Raw genomic sequence first — 19,337 nt, forward strand, 5'->3', positions numbered from 1 at the left:
GGGGACGGCCGCTCTGACGGCGGCACGGCGCCAAGCATAACGCCGTCGGCGCGAGCCTGCGCGCCGAATTCCGAGGATAAGAGAATGCCGCGCCTCGCCGCGCGAGCCGGCCCGCGCGACGCATGCGGAATGAAAGGTGCGCGCGCATCGATCCGTCAGCCGCGCCCTCTGGTGTCACGCGCCATGCGTCGTGTCGCGCGCCGCCGCCACGCGCGGCACGGCGGCCGGGCAGCGACGCGTCAGAAGCCGATCGGCCGCCGCTTCGGCATGCCCTCGTCGGCGCGAATGTCGCGCGGCTCGACCGCGTCGCGGCCGTCCAGCCGCGCGGCGCCGAACGCATGCAGCAGCGCGCGCCGCATGGTGCGCGGCGGCACCGCCGCGAGCGCGGCCAGCGACGCCTCGCCGAGCTGCCCGGGAAAGCGCCGGCCCCACGCGTGCGCCTCGCGGATCTGCGTGTAGATGGTCTGCGCGATGCGGCGCGCGCCGGCCTCGTCGGGCGCCGCGATCTCGTAGACGTTCATGCGGTTCAGGATCGGCTCGGGGATCGACTTCGCGTCGTTCGCGGTCGCGATCCAGATCACGTTGCCGGCATCGATCGGCACCTCGGCGAACTCGTCGACGAACGCGCTCGCGGTGTCGTGCTCGAGCAGCGCGTAGAGCGCGCCGAGCGGATCGTACTGCGCGTCGTTGCCGGCCTTGTCGATCTCGTCGATCGCGATCACCGGGTTCGAGTAGCTGCCGTTCACGAGCGCGTCGAACACCTTGCCCGGCTTCGCGTTCTTCCATTGCGACGAGGCCCCCGACAGCACCCAGCCCGCCGTCAGCGAACTCATCGGCACGTAGTGGTAGGCAGTGCCGAGCATCTGCGCGAGCGCCTTCGCGAAGTGCGTCTTGCCGATGCCGGGCGCGCCGAGCAGCAGGATCGGCATCAGTTCGAGCCGGTCCTCCGTCTCGAGGCACAGCGCCACCTGCTTGCGCACGTCGTCGAGCGGGCCGGAGAAGTTCGGCAGCGACTCGGCCAGCGCGTCGAACGCGGGCATCCGGGTGGGCTTCACGCAGAAGCGCAGGTTGCCTGTCTTCAGCATCTTCTCGTAGGTCGCGCGCAGTGCCTCGCTCGCCCCTTCGTTCAGATCGCCCAGCGCCGTCTCGACCCGCTCCAGATCGTAGACACGGCTGAACGACGCCACCGCCAGTTCCTGCCGCACCATTGCCGTCGTCATCGCACACCTCCCGCTCGCCCGCCGCTTCGTGGAAACACCGCCGCGCGCCATGCAGACGCGCGACATCAGACCCCTCGATGCCAGTGTTGGCCAGACAAAAGACCTGCGCAAGCGAGCACTCGGCCCGCTCTGCTGCTAACGGCGGCGGGCGCTGCAAGGCGCCGCGAGCGCGCGTATCATCAACGGTTCACCGCCGCGTGCCGGCCGCCGTTCGCCGGGCCGCCGGCCCCCACGAGGAACCGCCGATGATCGAGCTTTCGCCGCCGTCCCGCCCCGCCGCACGTCGCCCGCGCGCCGTGCCCGCGGCCGCAATCGCAGCCAGCCCATTTCCCGGTTCGCCCCTCCATCCGCTCCTCGCGATGTTCCGCCCGCCCGCCGCACGCGAGGCCCGCGCCGCCCGGCTGCGACGCCTCGCGCGCGGCGCCGCGCTGGCCGCGACGCTGGCCGGCGCGACGCTCGCCGCCCGGGCCCAAGGCGCGCCGCAGTCGATCGACTGGGAAGTGCGCGTGGTCCACGCGGGCCAGACCGTCGACACGTTCCACCACACCACCACGGTCGGCCAGTCGCGCACCGACAGCCACACCTATCCGGTCCGGTTGCCGGCCGGCTGCCCGGCCAGCGTCGAGGCGTCGGCCGTCGCGGCCATGAAGCCCGAGCGCACGCGCAGCGTCACCGTCGCGCCGCTCTACGTGGACGGCAGCACCGTCACGCTCGCGCTCGACGTGCAGGAGACCGTCGACGACGGCGACGGCTGCTCGCTGTCGCCGCGCCAGATCTCGGCCAGCCATCCGGGGCTCGCCGTCAAGGCCGACGGCTGGACCGACTGGGCGCCGGCCGACAAGGCCGCGCGGCTGGTCTATCAGGTGCGCGCGCACGTCGTCGCGAACTGAGGCCGATGCCGATGCCGATGCATGCCTCCCAAGCCCTGCCGTTCGCCGAGCCGCGCACGGCCCCGAATGAAATCACCGCGGTCAGCTGGAACCTGCACAAGGGCCGCTCGCCGCTCGGTTTCACCGCCTGGAACGCGATGCGCCGCTGGGTCGAATCGACACGTGCGGATATCTACTTCCTGCAGGAAGCGATGGCGCGGCGCATGCCGCGCCCGGTGCTGGCCTCCGGCTTCGGCGCGCCGATGGACGACCCCGTCGACGACATCTGGCACTGCCAGGCCACCGAGATCGCGCGCGCGCTCGACTGGCAGATCGCGCTGGGCCCGAACGTGTTCAAGCCGTCGTGGCGGCACGGCAACGCGATCCTCTCGCCGCATCCGCTCGACCTCGGCGGTAGGTGGGACATTTCAGCGCATCGCTTCGAGCGGCGCGGGCTGCTGGTGGCCCGCGCCACGCTGGCCGGCAGCGCGCCGATCACGCTGCTGTGCGCGCATCTCGCGCTCACGCGTGCCGCGCGGCTGCGGCAGATGACCTGGATCGCGCACTGGATCGAGCATCACGCGCAGGAAGGCCCGCTCGTGCTGGCCGGCGACTTCAACGACTGGCGCAACGATTCGGTGCCGCTGTTCGGCCAGATCGGACTGGCCGAGGTGGCCACGCTGCTCGGCGAGTCGGGCCGCACGTTCCCGGCGTTCTCGCCCGCGCTCGCGCTCGACAAGATGTTCGTGCGCGGCTTCACGCCGCTCGAATGGCGCGCGCCCGGCGACGACACGGCCTGGCTGTCCGATCATCTGCCGTACGTCGCGCGGCTGCGCATCGACTGACGCAGCGGCCGACGGCGCACCGCGCCGCCGTCGTTTTGCTGCCGTTTTCAAGTCGTTTCACCGTCTTTTTGTCGCCGGCAGGCCGCCGCCGCGCGTCCCCGAATCCCCGGACCTGCCCGGGGTCAAACGCGTTCGACGCTCAGGCAGGGTAAAATACGGGGTTCTCCAAACGTCTGTTAACGGGTAGGCGTGCGCTTTCGAGAGTGGCGCGCCCGCCATCGGCCGGTCTGCGGATCGGGCCGGTGCCCTCGGTTTCCGTCTCGCATCCGTATCCCATGAGCAAATACGATACCGCTACCGTCCTGTCCGTCCATCACTGGACCGACACGCTGTTCAGCTTCACCTGCACCCGCGAACAAAGCCTGCGCTTCAACAACGGCGAATTCACGATGGTGGGCCTCGAGGTCGACGGCCGGCCGCTCGCCCGCGCCTACAGCATCGTCAGCCCGAACTACGAGGAGCACCTCGAGTTCTTCAGCATCAAGGTGCAGGACGGCCCGCTCACCTCGCGCCTGCAGCACCTGAAGGTCGGCGACAACGTGCTGATCGGCAAGAAGCCCACCGGCACGCTGGTGGCCGACAACCTGCTGCCGGGCAAGACCCTGTGGCTGCTGTCGACCGGCACGGGTCTCGCGCCGTTCATGTCGATCATCCGCGATCCGGACATCTACGAACGCTACGAGAAGGTGGTGCTCACGCACACCTGCCGCCTGAAGGGCGAGCTGGCGTACATGGACTTCATCAAGCACGACCTGCCGGGCCACGAATACCTCGGCGACATCATCAAGGAAAAGCTGGTCTATTATCCGACCGTCACGCGCGAAGCGTTCGACAACGAGGGGCGGATCACCGACCTAATCTCGACGGGCAAGCTGTTCACCGATCTCGACGTGCCGCCGTTCTCGCCCGAGAACGACCGCGTGATGCTGTGCGGCAGCACCGCGATGCTGAAGGACACCACCGACCTGCTCAAGCAGGCCGGCCTCGTCGAAGGCAAGAACAGCGCGCCGGGCCACTATGTGATCGAACGCGCATTCGTCGACTGATTGACATATTGTCGCACCCTCGCAAAACCGGAGCCGATGCTCCGGTTTTTTTATGTTTCCGTCATATTGAGCGGTTACAGTGCCGCCTCGCGGTTACAAACCCTTGCGTTTGGCTACAGGATTGACGGAAAAAAATTCGTCAATCTGCTCCGCTCTACTGTCGGATTTTTCCGACACCCGATGCCGGAATACCGGCTGTTTACCCGAGGAGAGGCCCGCCTGGCGCGTCTCCCGCGTACATTCTGAGTTATGATTCGCGGCGCTTCGGCATTTCGTAACAAGCTTGCGAAGGGTCGAAGCACCTATTACCGAATGTAACGATTGTTACCCGGCTCGCGTTGGACCACGCGAGACTGGAATCGGTCCCGCCCGCCGTCGGCGCGCCGGATCGGTCCGTTTTCCTGCACGAAGGAACGTCATGGACACGCCGCGTATCGCACCGCCCCCAGCGAGCGCCTCTCCCGAGTCGAGCTGCGGCGCGACCCGGCCGGCCCGCTCCGCCGCCGTGCGTCTGCTGCCCGGCGCTGCCCGATCCGCCGCGGCGCGCATCGCCGGCGATGCCGACGCGCAGTTGGCCGCCGTCTCGGCCGAACTCGCCGCCGCCGACGAAGCCGCGCGCGAGCGCCTGTCGCGCGAACTGCACGACGGCCTCGGTGCCGACCTGACCGGCGTGTACTTCGCCTTCGCCAATCTCGAAACCTGGCTGCCGGCCGACGCGCCCGAAGGCGCCCGCCGCGCGCTCGAACTCGCGCAGCAGGCGCTCGACGCCGCGTTCGACTCGTACCGGCGCGCGCTCGACGACGCGGCGCCGCCGCTCGACGCGGGCCTCGCCGGCACGCTGTCGGCCTGGATCGACGGGTTCGGCGCGCGCACCGGGCTGCGCACGCGCGTGGCCTGCGCGGCCGACGCACGGCTCGCGCTGGTCGGCGCGGACGGCACGCTCGCCGCGCTGCGCGTCGCGCAGGAAGCGCTCGCCAACGTGGCCCGGCATGCGCGGGCAACCAGCGTCGAGGTCACGCTCGAGGCGGGGCCGACGCATCTGGAACTGGTGGTCGCCGACGACGGCGCCGGCCTGCGCCGTCCCGCGCGCCGCAATACGGGGCGCAATACGGAACGCAAGGGGCGCGGTCTCGGCCATCTGCGCGCGCGCTGCGCCGCGTTCGGCGGCACGCTCGCGCTCGAAGCGCGCGCGGGCGGCGGCACCGTGCTGCGCGCGAGCTTCGGGTGGGACGCGCTGCTCGCGGCGCCCGGCGCGAACCTGCATGTTTCGGCTTCCTGAGGCGCGGCGATGGGGTTGAATCTGCTGCTCGTCGATGATCACGCGATCGTTCGCCAGGGTATCCGCCAGCTGTTGATCGACCGCCGCGTCGCACGCGAGGTGGCCGAGGCCGAATCGGGCGCCGAGGCCCTCGCGGCCGCCGACAAGGGCAGTTTCGACGTGATCCTGCTCGACATCTCGCTGCCCGACATCAACGGCGTCGAGCTGCTCAAGCGCCTCAAGCGCAAGCTGCCGTCGGTGCCGGTGCTGATGTTCTCGATGTACCGCGAGGACCAGTACGCGGTGCGCGCGCTGAAGGCCGGCGCGGCCGGCTATCTGTCGAAGACGGTCAACGCGGCGCAGATGATCTCGGCGATCCAGCAGGTCGCGGCGGGCCGCAAGTACGTGAGCCCGGCGCTGGCCGAGGCGCTCGCCGAATACGTCTCGTTCGAGAACGAGCCGCTGCCGCACGAGAAGCTCTCGGACCGCGAATACCAGACGCTCTGCATGCTCGCCTCGGGCAAGCGGCTGACCGACATCGCGGTCACGCTGTCGCTGTCGGTGAAGACGGTCAGCGTCTACCGCACGCGGCTGCTCGAGAAGATGAAGCTGTCGAACAACGCCGAACTGACGTTCTACGCGATGAGCAACCGCCTGCTCGAAATGACGCCGCCGTCCTCGCCGGCCGGCGCCTGAACGCGCGGCGCCCGGGCGCCGCTCTCCCGCCTTTTCCCCCTCCCCGCGTCGCGGCATGCGTCACCGCGGCCGCTTCGCGCGCAAGCACCTGATTTTGTTAGACGAATGATAGGTGCAACCCGAATAGGGCAACCTGGACGGATCGGCTAAAATGCCGGGGCTCTACCGATTACAACCATAAACCGCAGCCGTCGGCCGCATTCTCTGTTTATCCATCCGCATGTCACTTCTTCGCAAGAAAAACGTCGACCAGATGATCGCCGGCGCGCAACGCGCGGGGCTCAAGAAGGCGCTCGGCGCCCTCGATCTGACCTTCCTCGGAATCGGCGCCATCATCGGCACCGGGATCTTCGTGCTGACCGGCACGGGAGCCGTGCAGGCCGGCCCGGCGCTGATGGTCTCGTTCATCGTCGCGGCGATCGCCTGCGGGCTGTCCGCGCTCGCCTACGCCGAATTCGCCTCGACGATCCCGGTGGCCGGTTCGATCTACACCTACTCGTATGCCACGCTCGGCGAGCTGGTGGCCTGGATCATCGGCTGGGACCTGATGCTCGAATACAGCCTCGCGGCATCGGCCGTCTCGGTCGGCTGGTCGGGCTACCTGCAATCGCTGCTGAAGGGCTTCGGCGTGGTGCTGCCCACCGTGCTCACGGCCGCGCCCGGCTCGGTGCCCGGCGTGACCACCTTCTTCGACCTGCCCGCGTTCGCGGTGATGCTCGCGATCACCACGCTGCTGTCGGTCGGCATCCGCGAATCGACGCGCGTGAACAACATCATGGTGTTCATCAAGATCGCCGTGGTGCTGCTGGTGATCGCGGTGGGCGTGTTCCACGTGACGCCGGCCAACTGGACGCCGTTCATGCCGCACGGCTGGCCGGGCGTGTTCGGCGCCGCGGCCGTGATGTTCTTCGCGTTCATCGGCTTCGACGCGGTGTCCTCGGCGGCCGAGGAAGTGAAGAACCCGAAGCGCGACCTGCCGGTCGGCATCATCGCCTCGCTCGGCGTCTGCGCGGTGCTGTACGTGACGGTCGCGGCGGTCGCCACCGGCATCGTGCCGTCGGCGCAATACGCGGGCATCACCCATCCGATCTCGTATGCGCTGCAGGTGGCCGGCCAGAAGTGGGTGGCCGGCTTCATCGACCTGGGCGCCGTGCTCGGCATGCTGACCGTGATCCTCGTGATGACCTACGGCCAGACCCGCATCACCTACGCGATGTCGCGCGACGGGCTGCTGCCGGCCGTGCTCTCGCGCGTGCATCCGCGCTTCCAGACGCCGTTCATCGCCACCTGGATCATCGGCCTCTTGTGCGCGCTGATCGCCGCGCTGATCCCGCTCAACGTGCTGGCCGAGCTGATCAACATCGGCACGCTGGCCGCGTTCGCGATGGTGTCGATCGCCGTGATCGTGCTGCGCCGCACGCGGCCTGACCTGCCGCGCGCGTTCCGCTGCCCGGGCTTGCCGGTGGTGCCGATCCTCGCGGTCGCCTCGTGCCTGTTCCTGATGCTGAACCTCAGCGCCGTCACCTGGAAGGCGTTCATCATCTGGCTCGTGATCGGCCTGGTCGTCTACTTCGCCTACTCGCGTCGCCACGCGAAGATTGCGCACGGCGAGACGCACTGAGGTTTCGAAAGGCGGCGGCCCGGCGGCAACGCGGGCCGCCGTTTTTCATTGATGGCGAAGCGCAGCCGGCATTGGCTCCCGTTTCCCCGAACGCAAAAAAAGCGGCGCTCCAGGTGATGGAAGTGCCGCTTTTTTTCGTTGCGCCGCTGCCGGTCGCCTCGCCCACTCAGGCCGTCACGACGACAGCCCCGCGATCAGCGCCGCCGCGATCGACGCGCCGATCAGCACCACGGCGATGGTGCGGCGCTTGTTGAGTTCGGTCCAGAGCAGCACGCCCGTCAGCGAGAGCAGGATCATCGAGCCGGCGATCGTATCCGTCACCAGCACCCAGACGAGGCTCATCCCGACGCCGCGATGCAGGTTGGTCAGCGTCATCATCAGCGAATTGTCGTTGCGCTTGAGCGCGACGGTCCGGCTGCCGACCCAGTACTCGGCGGTCACGTTCGCGCCGGGGCGGAACAGCGTGATCTGCCAATGCTCGGGCTGCACGACGCTGCGATCGCCCCATTCGACGGGCTGCGCGGCCTCCTTGCGAATCCGGCTGCGACCGCTGTCGAACTGCAGCTGCTGCCGCAGCCATGCTTCGAGCTTGGCGGGCGTGGCGGGCGGCGCGCCCGGCAGCGTCAGCTGCACCTCGCTCACCTGCGGCAGGCCCGGCGAGATCCGCAGCGGCCCGGCGCGGTGGTTCATCACGAAGCCGGTCACGCCGAACATCAGGCCGAGCACCGCGCCCCACAGGCCGACCCAGCCGTGGACCTTGCGCAGCCACTTGATGAACGTCGCACGCCGCGAGCGCTGCCGCCTGGCGGCGAGTTCCGTTTCGTCGAGGGCGCGCGCGACGGACGCATAACGCGTCGCGATGCCGGTCGGCAAGGTCGGTTCGATCGATTCTGGCGCGTTCACGCTGTTTCCCTACCCCAAGCAACAAGGGCGGCCCGCGATCACGTCGCGAGGCCGCCCGGTTTTCAATAAATGAGAATCGCTATCATTACATAAAGACATGACGGACTCAACGCCATCCCGCGCATGGCGGCATCGGGCCGCCCGCGCCGCCGGGCGGCGTGACAACGGCGTGACGTTCCCGTGACGGCCGGCGCGATTCGCCGGTGGGCGGGCCATGGGGACCGCACCATGCAAGGGCTTGCGCGGTGGCCCGCACGGTCGCCGTCATGTGTCGGGCCGGCATCGTCGCCCGCCAAAATGACGGCGCGATGTCGTATCGGACGAAATTCGTTGTCCGATGCATTTCGGGTGCGCGGATTCGCCGTGGCGGCGCTAGAATCGCGACAGCATCCGGACCTGCCGCGACCGACGGGGAATCATCGGCCGCGCACCGCCGCCCGCCTGGCGAGGCGGCACCCTCATGGCGGCCGGCATGACAAGACGACAACAATCTGGGCCAGCACATTTCATGAACGACATCGCATCCGCGCCGGGCTCGCCGCCGCTCGCGCCCGCCGCCTTGGCGCCGGGTGCCAGCGACACGTTCCGCGTACGCTTCTCGGTGCAGCCGCGTCCGGCCGGCACGCCGCGGCGCGCCGGCCACGGCGGCCTGCCGGGCAGCGGCACGCTGAGCTTCGGCGCGGCCACCGGCACGCTCTCGCTCGACGGCACGACGGGCGGCCTGCTGCGCGGCACGCCGTTCCATCTGGCGCTGCCGCGCGCGCAGATCTTCGATGCGAGCGCCGCCGGCAAGCGCGTCTGCTTCGACCTGCACACGCCCGACGGCACCTCCAGCATCGTGCTGCTCGCCGCCGACACCGCCGCCGCCGGCCAGATCGCCGGGCGCCTGCCGATGCAGGTCACCTCCGCGTTCTCCTCGCACGAACTCGACGCGCCCGCGCGCTTCGCCGAGCTGGCCCAAGCCGAGCCGCTCGCCTGGGTCACCTGGAGCCTGATCGCGGTCAACCTGCTGCTGTTCCTCGCGATGGTCATGAACGGCGTGCCGGCGCTGCGCCCGGACGTGCCGGCCATGATTCGCTGGGGCGCCAACTTCGGGCCGGACACGCTGGAAGGCGACTGGTGGCGGCTGCTGACCGCGCCGTTCCTGCACTTCGGGGTGTTCCATCTGGGCGTCAACCTGCTGGTGCTGGGCCGTTTCGGGCCGCTCGCCGAGCGCCGCTACGGCAGCCTGCGGCTGCTCTCGCTGTTTCTGTTCGCGGGCGTGGTCGCCGGCATGACGAGCGCGCTGCAGGACCCGATGCAGTGCTCGGCCGGCGCGTCGGGCGCGATCTTCGGCGTGTTCGGCGCGCTGTTCGCCCACCGGCTGCGGCGCGGCCGCGAGCCGGGCGCCGCCGCCGGACGGCCGCGCCGGCTCGCGTTCGGCTTCCTCGCCTATTGCCTCTACAACGGCCTGATGCATCCGGCCATCGACAACGTCGCGCACCTCGGCGGCCTGATCGCCGGGCTGCTGCTGGGGCTCGCGCTCGCGCCGCCCGCCGACCCGGCCGCGCGCGACGCGACGGCCGGCGCGAACCTCGCCACCGCGGCCGGCGTCGCCGCGCTGCTCGCGCTCACGCTCGCCTATCCGCTCACCCATCCCGGCGCCGCGCGCGCGCAGGAGCTGCGCTTCGCACGCGAATACATGGCGATGACGGGCGCGTCGGCCGAGATCGGCGGCGCGCTGGTGGCGCTGCAGCACGCGCCGCTCGACACCGACGCGCAGCGCATCGCCGTGTCGAACCAGGTGATGACCGATATCGTGCCGCGCTGGAACAACCTCTATGCGGTGCTGTCGAGCCTGCCGCTGCCCGACGGCTCGCCCTATCGCGCGCTGCGCGAGACCGGCCTCGGCATGCTCGACAACGCGCGCCGGATGGCGACCACCTATGCGCTGATGCTGGTGCGCTCGCCCACCGGCAGCGACGCCCGGGACGGCCGCGCGCCGGCGCTGCCCGAGCGGCGCGCGGACGCGAAGGCGGTCGCGGGTATCGAGCTGGCGATGCGGCGCGGCGTGCGCCTCGCCCGGCATGGCGCTCCGGCGACGGCGGGACTCGATGCGGGCACGAGCCCGGCCGCGAGCGGGCCGGCCGCGAAATCGTAGCGGGCGTAGCGGGCGGTCAGCGCCAAGACTGCGGCAGCACCCGGAAGGCGGCCAGCGGCGAGACTCGACGCGAGCGCAAACCCAACCGCGAGCGGGCCGGCTGCGTCATCATAAAGGGGGTAGCGGCTTCAGCGCCGTGGCTGCGGCAGCGCCGGGAAGGCAGGCGGCGCGGGCGGCCCGTCCGCGCCACTCTCCGCGCCGCCCTCGGTGCCAGCCACGTCGGCCCGCTCGAGCGCGTAAAGCCAGGCGAGCAGTTCGGCCACGGCACGGTACAGCGCCGGCGGAATCCGGTCGTCGAGATCGACCTGCATCAGCAGCGACACCATCTCGGGCGCCGTGTGGACGTACAGCCCCGATTCGCGCGCGCGCGCGACGATCATCTCGGCGACCAGCCCGTAGCCCTTGGCCACCACGCGCGGCGCCGCGTCGCCGCCCTTCGGGTCGTAGACCAGCGCGGCCGCGGTGCGGCGCTTGTCCGCGCCGCTCACAGCCACGCTCCGTCGTCGTGCAGGCCGAACTCGTCGATGTCGTCGAAATCGCCAAGATCGAAACCCGAGGACGACGCGCGCGGCTTCGCGTCGGCGCCGGCGCGCTGCGCGGCGGCGGCCTGCCCGTAGGCGGCGGCCGCGGCGCGCGTGGCCGCCGTGTCGAACGCGTCGGGCGCGATCTCGACCGACCGGATCGACAGCCCGCCCAGTTCGAGCCCCGAGGCCAGCAGCCGCTGCCGCAGCGCGTCGCCCCGCGCGTTGAGCTTCGCGGCGCCGGCCTCGTTGGCGCGCAGCCGCGCGACCACCTGCGAGCCGGTCAGCACCAGCTCCGCATCGACCGTGCCGAGCGTCGGCAGTGCCAGCACCAGGCGCGTGCGCCAGGCGAGCGGCGCCTCGGCCGGAGCGCCCTGGCCGCCGTCCGGCTCGACGCTCCAGTCGAGCCGCGCGCCCGGCCACGCCTCGCCGGCCCAGCGGAACTGCTCGGTGGCGAGCAGATCGAGCTGCTGGCGCACCAGCGGCAGCGTCGCCGGATGCACGGTGGCCATCGCCGCGGCGGTGTTCGCCGACCCGTCGGCGCCGTCCTGGCCCGGCGTCGTACCGTCGGGCTGGCCCGCGGTGGCGGCGAACAGCCGGCCGGCGGCATCGTCGGCCGCGAACGACGCATAGGCGTGCGCGCCGCTCGCGCCGAACTGGCCAGGCGCCGCCTGCCGCGCGTCCTGCGCCGGCGCCTGGCCGGGCGCGCCGGAGGCCGGCGCGGCAGGCCGGCTACCGTCGCCGGGCGCGGGCGTGCCGGCGCCGCGCGTCAACTGCGTCTGCGGCTCCTGCGCGAGATCGGCGGTGGTGCGCTGGCCCGAGAGCCATTGCGAGAGATGGGATTCGTAGAACAGGCCGCTGCCGGAGACGGCACGCGAGAGCGCCGCGGCCAGCGCGGCGACGCTCGCCTCGGTGACGCCCGGCAGCACCGGCGCGGCGCCGGACGCCGCGCCGGCTGAACCAGCCGAACCGGCCGAACCGGCGGAGGCGGAGCCCGAGGCGGACGTGCCCGAAGCCGCGTCACCGGCCGAGCCCGATGCCGTCGCGGCGGAACCGGCCGGGGCGCCGGTCTGCGCCGCCCCCGAGGGCGGCATGGCACCGCCGGAAGCCGCGGCCGCCGCCGCCGCGTCGGCGGCGGCCTGGGCGGCCGGATCGAGCACGGGCGGCCCGGCCAGCAGCGGCAGGCTGCCGATCACCACCGGCGTGGCGTCGCCGCCATAACGGGAAATCGCGTCGAGCGTCAGCGCGACGCTCGACAGGTCGGTCTGCACGGAGGCCGCGGGCGGGCTCGGCGTCGTGGGCGGCAGCGGCGCCTGGGTGGCGCCGCGGGTGGCGCCCGTCGAAACGCCGACCTGGGTGGCTGCCGCGCCGGCCGACACGCCGCCCTCGAGCAGGCTGTCGATCCGGCTGGCGAGCATGGCGGCGGTAACGGCGTCGATCCCGGTCATCGTGATTCCCCGCGCGGCGCGCGGCCGGCATCTATCGGTGTGGCGGTCGCCGTCTGCGCGGCGAACGCGTATCCATCCAACGCAACGCGCGGCCACCGACCGGGCGGCGCGCCGACCACGGCCCTCGCCAACCCCATTGCCACCCGTTGCGCCCCCCTTCGCCGGCTTCGTGGCCGGCGGCACCGCTCGCCGGCGCGGCCCCGCGCGGCGAACCGCCCGGCCACGCTGCCGGTCCTGCCATCCAGCCGAATCCGCCGACTCCGCCGGCGCTCGCACACCGCAGCGCGGCAGTGCCGGCGCATCCGCGTTCAGCGGCGCGCCTGGTAGATATCCTTCAGCATCCGCGTCGAGCGGCCCGCCTCGAACAGCGCCGACAGCCGCGCGACCTCCGGGCTCGCGAGATCGCGGATCGCCGCGTCGTCGGCGAGGATCCGGCGGATCAGCGAATATTTGTGTCCGCGCTCGGCGGGGTCCAGCAAGACGCCTTCCTCGGCGGCCTTCAGGCCGTCGACGAGCGTCTGGTACTCGGCCTGCAGCCCGTCGACCGCCGGCCAGTCGGCGCCGCGCGCGGCCGCGAGCATCCGGCCGGATACGTCCGCGATCGCCTCGTAGCGAGCGAGATAGGCTGCCTTGCGATTCATCGAGTCACTTCCGGCTGGGCTTGTGGCGTCATCATCCGGGCGACTTCGGGGCCAATGCCGGCCCAGGCTTCCTCGAGCGTCGCGAGCAGGCCGTCCACCTCCAGCAGGATCGCGTCGCTGGCGCTCACGTTCGCCTCCAGCAGGCGGCGCAGCATGTACGAATACAGCGCGTTGAGCCGCTCGGCGATCTCGCCGCCGGCCTTCACGTCGAGCGACTGCTGCAGGCCGCTCTCGATGATGCGCATCGACTTGCTGATCGACTCGCCGCGCGCCGCCACGTTGCCCGAGGCCAGGTGCAGGCGAGCGTGGACGATCGCCTTGCGCGCGCCTTCGTACAGCATCGCGATCAGGCGATGCGGGGACGCGCCCATCACCCCTGTCTCGACGCCGACGCGCGCGTAGGCACTGGCTCCAGCGTGTCCTGGGGAAAACATGGTGGCCCTCCTGTAGTGCGTTCGTGTCTGTGCGGGAAGCCCGTCGCGACGGCATGCGTCGCGCGGGCTATTACCGGCGTTATCGGTAAGGACGGGGAAAGCTTTAGCGCGTCGACGGCGCGGGGGGATGCGCCGTTTTGGGGTCAGACCGACATCTGCATGATGTCGTTGTACGCGCTGACGAGCTTGTTGCGCACCTGCAGGCCGAACTGGAGGCCGATATTGGCCTTTTGCCCGTCGATCATGACATCGTTCAGCGACACGTTCGGCGCGCCGAGTTCGAACGCCTTGGCCTCGCCGGCGGCGGTGGCCTGGGCCTCGCTGATCCGGTCGAGCGACGATTTCAGCGCGCCCGCGAAGCTGCTCGCGGTGGCCGCGCCGTTACCGGCCAGCGCGGCGCCGGGCGTGCCGCCCGCGGCCTGGGCCGCCATCGCCTGCATTTGTTGCAGCGCCGAAGCAATACCGTTGACGGGCGCAGTCATGGGGTCTCCGCAGAAGGATTCGGAAAAAACACGGGAAAAGGAGCCGGCATCGGCCGGAAATCGGTCCGGCCCTCCCACCACCTCGCCATGCCGCACTGGCACGGTGCTGGCGGGCGCGCGGCGGCGACGAAATGCCGGATTGGGACCAAGCATAGCAAGCGCCCGGCACGCGAAGCGGGTGAAGTACGGGGAAAACTCGGCTCTGTTCCCGCGATCGCCACGGGACGCCGGCCGGATAATCGGATCGTGTCATTGTCCGTCCGCTCGTCGAGCGGCAGCCCGCTGTGGAGAACCCCGACGCATGGATTCGCAGGCCAACTCGCTGATCAACCCAGACGCGCGCAACGCCGTCGCCGGCACGTCGCCGAACGCGACCGCCGCGGCCGGCACGTTGCCGGGCGCCGGCGCGGGCGGCGCGGACTTCGGCATGGGCGGTTTCGCCGAACGCTTCTCCGGGCTGCCCGGCCTGTCGCGGATGCGCACCAACCCGAAACTGCCGTTCGTGATCATCACCGCGCTGGTGATCGCCGCGATCGTCGCGCTGGTGCTCTGGAGCCGCGCGCCCGACTACAAGGTGCTGTACAGCAACCTGTCGGACCGCGACGGCGGCGCGATCATTACCGCACTGCAGCAAGCCAACATTCCCTATCAGTTCGCCGACGCCGGCGGCGCGATCCTGGTGCCGGCCAGCCAGGTTCACGAGACGCGCCTGAAGCTGGCCGCGATGGGCCTGCCCAAGGGCGGCTCGGTCGGCTTCGAGCTGATGGACAACCAGAAGTTCGGCATCAGCCAGTTCGCCGAGCAGGTCAACTACCAGCGCGCGCTCGAAGGCGAGCTGGAGCGCACCATCGCCTCGATCAACGCGGTGCGCAGCGCGCGCGTGCATCTGGCGATCCCGAAGCCGTCGGTGTTCGTGCGCGATCGCGAAGCGCCGAGCGCCTCGGTGTTCATCGATCTCTACCCGGGCCGCGTGCTCGACGACGGTCAGGTGCTCGCGATCACGCGCATGGTGGCCTCGGGCGTGCCCGACATGCCGGCCAAGAACGTCACGATCGTCGACCAGGACGGCAACCTGCTGAGCCAGCAGCCGTCGTCGTCGGGGCTCGACGCGAACCAGCTCAAGTACGTGCAGCAGGTCGAGCACAACACGCAGAAGCGCATCGACGCGATCCTCGCGCCGATGTTCGGCGCCGGCAACACGCGCTCGCAGGTCAGCGCCGACATCGACTTCACGAAGAGCGAGCAGACCTCGGAGAGCTACGCGCCGAACGGCACGCAGCAGCAGGCGGCGATCCGCAGCCAGCAGACCTCGTCGTCCACCGAGAACGCGCAGAGCGGCGCGAGCGGCGTGCCCGGCGCGCTGTCGAACACGCCGCCGCAGCCGGCCTCGGCGCCGATCACGGGCGCGAGCGGCGCGGCCGGCACCCCGCCCACGCCGATCAGCGACCACAAGGATTCGACCACCAACTACGAGCTCGACAAGACGGTGCGCCACACCGAGGCGCCGACGGGCGGCATCAAGCGGCTGTCGGTGGCGGTGGTGGTCAACAACCTGCCGGTGGTCGACGCCCGGGGCCACGTGACGATGCAGCCGCTCACGGCCGACAAGCTCAAGCAGGTCGAGCAGCTGGTGAAGGACGCGATGGGCTACGACGAGAAGCGCGGCGACTCGGTGAACGTGGTCAACAGCGTGTTCACCACCACCGCCGATCCGCTCGCCAACCTGCCGTGGTGGCGCCAGCCCGACATGATCGCGCTGGCCAAGGACGCCGCGAAGTGGCTCGGCATCGCCGTGGCGGCCGTCGCGCTGTACTTCATGTTCGTGCGCCCGGCCATGCGCCGCGCGTTCCCGCCGCCCGAGCCGGTGGTCGCGAACCCGGCGCTGGCCGCGCTGGGCGGCCCCGACGAGCCCGCGCTCGACGGCCTGCCGGCGCCCGACTCGGTGGTTGCCGAGGACTCGCCCGAGGCGGCGCTGCTGGCGTTCGAGGCCGACAAGCACCGCTATGAACGCAACCTAGACTACGCGAAGATGATCGCTCGGCAGGATCCGAAGATCGTCGCGACGGTCGTCAAGAACTGGGTGTCCGATGAGCGCTGAAGGCCTGATCAAGAGCGCGCTGCTGCTGATGTCGATCGGCGAGGAAGAAGCGGCGCAGGTGTTCAAGTTCCTGGGCCCGCGCGAGGTCCAGAAGATCGGCGTGACGATGGCCACGCTGAAGAACGTCACGCGCGAGCAGCTCGACGACGTGCTCAAGGAGTTCGTCTCGGAGGCCGAGAAGCACTCGGCGCTCTCGCTCGATTCCGGCGAATACATCCGCTCGGTGCTGACCAAGGCGCTCGGCGAGGACCGCGCCGGCGTGATCATCGACCGGATCCTGCAGGGCAGCGACACCAGCGGCATCGAGGGCCTCAAGTGGATGGACTCGGCCGCGGTCGCCGAGCTGATCAAGAACGAGCATCCGCAGATCATCGCCACCATCCTCGTGCACCTGGACCGCGACCAGGCTTCCGAGATCGCGTCCTGCTTCACCGAGCGGCTGCGCAACGACGTGCTGCTGCGGATCGCCACGCTCGACGGCATCCAGCCGGCCGCGCTGCGCGAGCTCGACGAGGTGCTGACCACGCTGCTGTCGGGCAGCGACAACCTCAAGCGCAGCCCGATGGGCGGCATCCGCACCGCGGCCGAAATCCTGAACTTCATGACCAGCACGCACGAGGAGTCGGTGCTCGAGAACGTGCGCGTCTACGACGCCGACCTGGCCCAGAAGATCATCGACGAGATGTTCGTGTTCGAGAACCTGCTCGACCTCGAGGATCGCGCGATCCAGCTGGTGCTGAAGGAAGTCGAGTCGGAAACGCTGATCGTCGCGCTGAAGGGCGCGCAACCGCCGCTGCGCCAGAAGTTCCTGTCGAACATGTCGCAACGCGCGGCCGAACTGCTGGCCGAGGATCTCGACTCGCGCGGCCCGGTGCGCGTCTCCGAGGTCGAGCAGCAGCAGCGCAAGATCCTGCAGATCGTGCGCACGCTGGCCGAGCAGGGGCAGGTCGTGATCGGCGGCAAGGCGGAAGACGCGTATGTCTGAACGCGCGCGCGCCGGTGCCGCCACGCTCACCGCGTACCAGCGGTGGGAGATGGCATCGTTCGATCCGAAACCGCCGCCGCCGCCCGTCGAGGACAACGGCGAGGCGGCCGCGGCCGCGCTCGCGCTCGAATTGCAGCGCGTGCGCGACGCCGCGCACGCGGAAGGCATGGCGAGCGGCCATGCCGAAGGGCTCGCGATCGGCCAGCGCGCCGGCTACGACACCGGCTACGCCGAGGGCATGGAGATCGGCCGCGCCGAGATGCGCGCCGAGGCCGTCAAGCTCGCCACGCTGGCCGCCTCGTTCAGTGAGGCGCTGCTCGGCGCGCGCGACGGCCTGGCCGACGAACTCGCCCAGCTCGCGCTCGACATCGCGCAGCAGGTGGTGCGGCAGCACGTGCAGCTCGACCCCGGCACGGTGCTGGCCGCCGCGCGCGAGACGCTGGCCGCCGAGCCCGCGCTCGCCGGCGCGCCGCAGCTGGTGGTGAGTCCCGCCGACCTGCCCGTCATCGAGGCTTACCTGCAGGAAGAACTCGACGCGCTCGGCTGGAGCGTGCGCACCGATCCGGCCATCGAGCGCGGCGGCTGCCGCGCCCAGGCCGCCTCCGGCGAGATCGACGCGACGCTGCCCACGCGCTGGGAGCGCGTGGCCGCCGCGCTCGGCCACACGAGCGAATGGTGAGCCGGTCATGACCGCCCCCGCTTCCGCCCCCGACGCCCGCCCCGTTCCGGCCGCCGCCGCGATCGCCGCCAATCCGCACATCGCCCACTGGCGCGGCCGGCTCGGCGCGCTGCGCGAACGCGGCGCGCTGGCGCTGCCGCTGCGCCCCTGCGGGCGCCTGACGCGCGCCGCGGGCCTGGTGCTGGAAGCCACCGGGCTGCGTCTCGCGGTCGGCTCGGAATGCACCATCGAATTGCCGCCCGGCAGCACGCTGCCGGTGGCCGAGGCCGAAGTGGTCGGCTTCGCCGGCGATCGCCTGTTCCTGATGCCGACCACCGAAGTCGCCGGCGTGCTGCCCGGCGCGCGCGTCTGGCCGCTCGAACGCGCGCCAGTGGCCGACCCGATGACGGGCGCCAAGCGCCTGCCGGTAGGCTGGCAGATGCTGGGCCGCGTGGTCGATGCCTCGGGCCGCCCGCTCGACCGGCTCGGCCCGCTCGGCTCGGAACTCGACGCGCCGCTGTCCGCGCCCACCATCAATCCGCTCGAACGCGAGCCGATCCACCACGTGCTCGACGTCGGCGTGCGCGCCATCAACGCGCTGCTGACGGTCGGCCGCGGCCAGCGCATGGGCCTGTTCGCGGGCTCGGGCGTCGGCAAGTCGGTGCTGCTCGGCACCATGGCGCGCTACACCAGCGCCGAGGTGATCGTGATCGGCCTGATCGGCGAGCGCGGCCGCGAAGTGAAGGAATTCATCGAGCAGATCCTCGGCGAGGACGGCCTCGCGCGCTCGGTGGTGGTGGCCGCGCCGGCCGACGTCTCGCCGCTCTTGCGGATGCAGGGCGCCGCCTACGCGACTTCGCTGGCCGAATATTTCCGCGACCAGGGCAAGCACGTGCTGCTGCTGATGGATTCGCTCACGCGCTACGCGATGGCGCAGCGCGAGATCGCGCTCGCGATCGGCGAGCCGCCCGCCACCAAGGGCTATCCGCCGTCGGTGTTCGCCAAGCTGCCGGCGCTCGTCGAGCGCACCGGCAACGGCCCCGAGGGCGGCGGCTCGATCACCGCGTTCTACACGGTACTGACCGAGGGCGACGACCAGCAGGACCCGATCGCCGATTCGGCGCGCGCGATCCTCGACGGCCACATCGTGCTGTCGCGCCAGCTCGCCGAGGCCGGCCACTACCCGGCGATCGACATCGAGCAGTCGATCAGCCGCGCGATGACCGCGCTGATCGACGACCGCCATCTCGATCGCGTGCGCCGCTTCAAGCAGATGCTCTCGCGCTACCAGCGCAACCGCGACCTGATCGCGGTGGGCGCCTACGCGGCGGGGCGCGACGCGCAGCTCGACCGCGCCATCGCGCTGTATCCGCGCATCGAGGCGTTCCTGCAGCAGGGCTTTCGCGAATGCGCGCCGTTCGCGTCCTGCATGGCCGCGCTCGACGCGCTGTTCCCGGGTGAAGGAGGCTGAC

At 70.9% G+C, this 19,337-nt stretch carries 18 protein-coding genes; 11 read left to right on the forward strand and 7 right to left on the reverse strand.

Going from position 1 to position 19,337, the window contains the following annotated elements; genetic code table 11:
• Positions 1–239 precede the first annotated feature (239 nt).
• Positions 240–1,220, reverse strand: coding sequence for an AAA family ATPase (locus BpN12_RS32650; RefSeq protein WP_246796210.1), 981 nt, complete (start codon positions 1,218–1,220; stop codon positions 240–242).
• Positions 1,221–1,579: 359 nt separating this feature from the next.
• Between BpN12_RS32650 and BpN12_RS32655 the strand changes: the two genes are divergently transcribed.
• The 6 genes from BpN12_RS32655 to bcaP all read left to right on the forward strand — a co-directional run bounded on the left by BpN12_RS32655 (position 1,580) and on the right by bcaP (position 7,555).
• The gene (locus BpN12_RS32655) at positions 1,580–2,110 is read left to right on the forward strand and encodes a hypothetical protein (protein ID WP_246796211.1); all 531 of its coding nucleotides are present in this window, start codon (positions 1,580–1,582) and stop codon (positions 2,108–2,110) included.
• A 17-nt stretch (positions 2,111–2,127) separates the two neighbouring features.
• The gene (locus BpN12_RS32660) at positions 2,128–2,934 is read left to right on the forward strand and encodes an endonuclease/exonuclease/phosphatase family protein (RefSeq protein WP_246796212.1); all 807 of its coding nucleotides are present in this window, start codon (positions 2,128–2,130) and stop codon (positions 2,932–2,934) included.
• 275 nt (positions 2,935–3,209) lie between these two features.
• Positions 3,210–3,980, forward strand: coding sequence for a ferredoxin--NADP reductase (locus BpN12_RS32665; RefSeq protein WP_198250893.1), 771 nt, complete (start codon positions 3,210–3,212; stop codon positions 3,978–3,980).
• A gap of 418 nt (positions 3,981–4,398) precedes the next feature.
• Positions 4,399–5,259 carry a sensor histidine kinase gene (locus BpN12_RS32670; protein ID WP_246796213.1) on the forward strand — a complete coding sequence of 287 codons (861 nt, stop codon included), beginning with the start codon at positions 4,399–4,401 and terminating at the stop codon, positions 5,257–5,259.
• A 9-nt stretch (positions 5,260–5,268) separates the two neighbouring features.
• On the forward strand, positions 5,269–5,934 hold the full coding sequence (gene rqpR / locus BpN12_RS32675; protein WP_246796214.1) for a response regulator transcription factor RqpR: 666 nt from the start codon (positions 5,269–5,271) through the stop codon (positions 5,932–5,934).
• Between the two features lie 220 nt (positions 5,935–6,154).
• A complete protein-coding gene (gene bcaP / locus BpN12_RS32680; RefSeq protein WP_280529153.1) occupies positions 6,155–7,555 on the forward strand; it encodes a branched-chain amino acid transporter BcaP in 1,401 nt (466 codons plus the stop codon).
• Positions 7,556–7,729: 174 nt separating this feature from the next.
• Here bcaP and BpN12_RS32685 read toward each other — a convergent pair whose 3' ends face one another.
• On the reverse strand, positions 7,730–8,458 hold the full coding sequence (locus BpN12_RS32685; protein ID WP_246796215.1) for a PepSY-associated TM helix domain-containing protein: 729 nt from the start codon (positions 8,456–8,458) through the stop codon (positions 7,730–7,732).
• Positions 8,459–8,966: 508 nt separating this feature from the next.
• Here BpN12_RS32685 and BpN12_RS32690 point away from each other — a divergent pair.
• The gene (locus BpN12_RS32690) at positions 8,967–10,598 is read left to right on the forward strand and encodes a rhomboid family intramembrane serine protease (protein WP_246796216.1); all 1,632 of its coding nucleotides are present in this window, start codon (positions 8,967–8,969) and stop codon (positions 10,596–10,598) included.
• A 128-nt stretch (positions 10,599–10,726) separates the two neighbouring features.
• On the opposite strand, the gene BpN12_RS32695 is transcribed toward BpN12_RS32690, so the two are convergent.
• From BpN12_RS32695 to fliE, 5 genes are all read right to left on the reverse strand, one after another.
• Positions 10,727–11,086, reverse strand: coding sequence for an EscU/YscU/HrcU family type III secretion system export apparatus switch protein (locus tag BpN12_RS32695; RefSeq protein ID WP_246796217.1), 360 nt, complete (start codon positions 11,084–11,086; stop codon positions 10,727–10,729).
• Positions 11,083–12,567 carry a flagellar hook-length control protein FliK gene (gene fliK / locus BpN12_RS32700; RefSeq protein WP_246796218.1) on the reverse strand — a complete coding sequence of 495 codons (1,485 nt, stop codon included), beginning with the start codon at positions 12,565–12,567 and terminating at the stop codon, positions 11,083–11,085. Before fliK ends, BpN12_RS32695 begins: the two co-directional genes overlap by 4 nt.
• 308 nt (positions 12,568–12,875) lie before the next feature.
• Positions 12,876–13,208, reverse strand: a complete 333-nt coding sequence (locus tag BpN12_RS32705) for a flagellar protein FliT (protein WP_246796219.1) — start codon at positions 13,206–13,208, stop codon at positions 12,876–12,878.
• Complete coding sequence (gene fliS / locus BpN12_RS32710; RefSeq protein ID WP_198250885.1) at positions 13,205–13,642, reverse strand: flagellar export chaperone FliS; 438 nt, start codon at positions 13,640–13,642, stop codon at positions 13,205–13,207. The genes BpN12_RS32705 and fliS overlap by 4 nt, the downstream gene beginning before the upstream one ends.
• 143 nt (positions 13,643–13,785) lie before the next feature.
• Positions 13,786–14,124, reverse strand: a complete 339-nt coding sequence (gene fliE / locus BpN12_RS32715; protein WP_246798065.1) for a flagellar hook-basal body complex protein FliE — start codon at positions 14,122–14,124, stop codon at positions 13,786–13,788.
• 301 nt (positions 14,125–14,425) lie between these two features.
• Here fliE and fliF point away from each other — a divergent pair, with 301 nt between their 5' ends.
• Genes fliF through fliI form a run of 4 tightly spaced genes read left to right on the forward strand, consistent with a single transcriptional unit; the run spans position 14,426 to position 19,336 of the window.
• Positions 14,426–16,222 (forward strand): flagellar basal-body MS-ring/collar protein FliF, encoded by a 1,797-nt coding sequence (fliF, locus tag BpN12_RS32720; protein WP_246796220.1) that lies wholly within the window; start codon positions 14,426–14,428, stop codon positions 16,220–16,222.
• Positions 16,212–17,207, forward strand: a complete 996-nt coding sequence (fliG, locus tag BpN12_RS32725) for a flagellar motor switch protein FliG (RefSeq protein WP_246796221.1) — start codon at positions 16,212–16,214, stop codon at positions 17,205–17,207. Before fliF ends, fliG begins: the two co-directional genes overlap by 11 nt.
• On the forward strand, positions 17,200–17,886 hold the full coding sequence (fliH, locus tag BpN12_RS32730; protein WP_246796222.1) for a flagellar assembly protein FliH: 687 nt from the start codon (positions 17,200–17,202) through the stop codon (positions 17,884–17,886). The genes fliG and fliH overlap by 8 nt, the downstream gene beginning before the upstream one ends.
• A 7-nt stretch (positions 17,887–17,893) precedes the next feature.
• On the forward strand, positions 17,894–19,336 hold the full coding sequence (gene fliI / locus BpN12_RS32735; protein ID WP_246796223.1) for a flagellar protein export ATPase FliI: 1,443 nt from the start codon (positions 17,894–17,896) through the stop codon (positions 19,334–19,336).
• Position 19,337: the final 1 nt, after the last annotated feature.

Source organism: Burkholderia perseverans, assembly GCF_022870505.1.
In the GTDB taxonomy this organism is placed as follows: Bacteria; Pseudomonadota; Gammaproteobacteria; order Burkholderiales; family Burkholderiaceae; genus Burkholderia; species Burkholderia plantarii.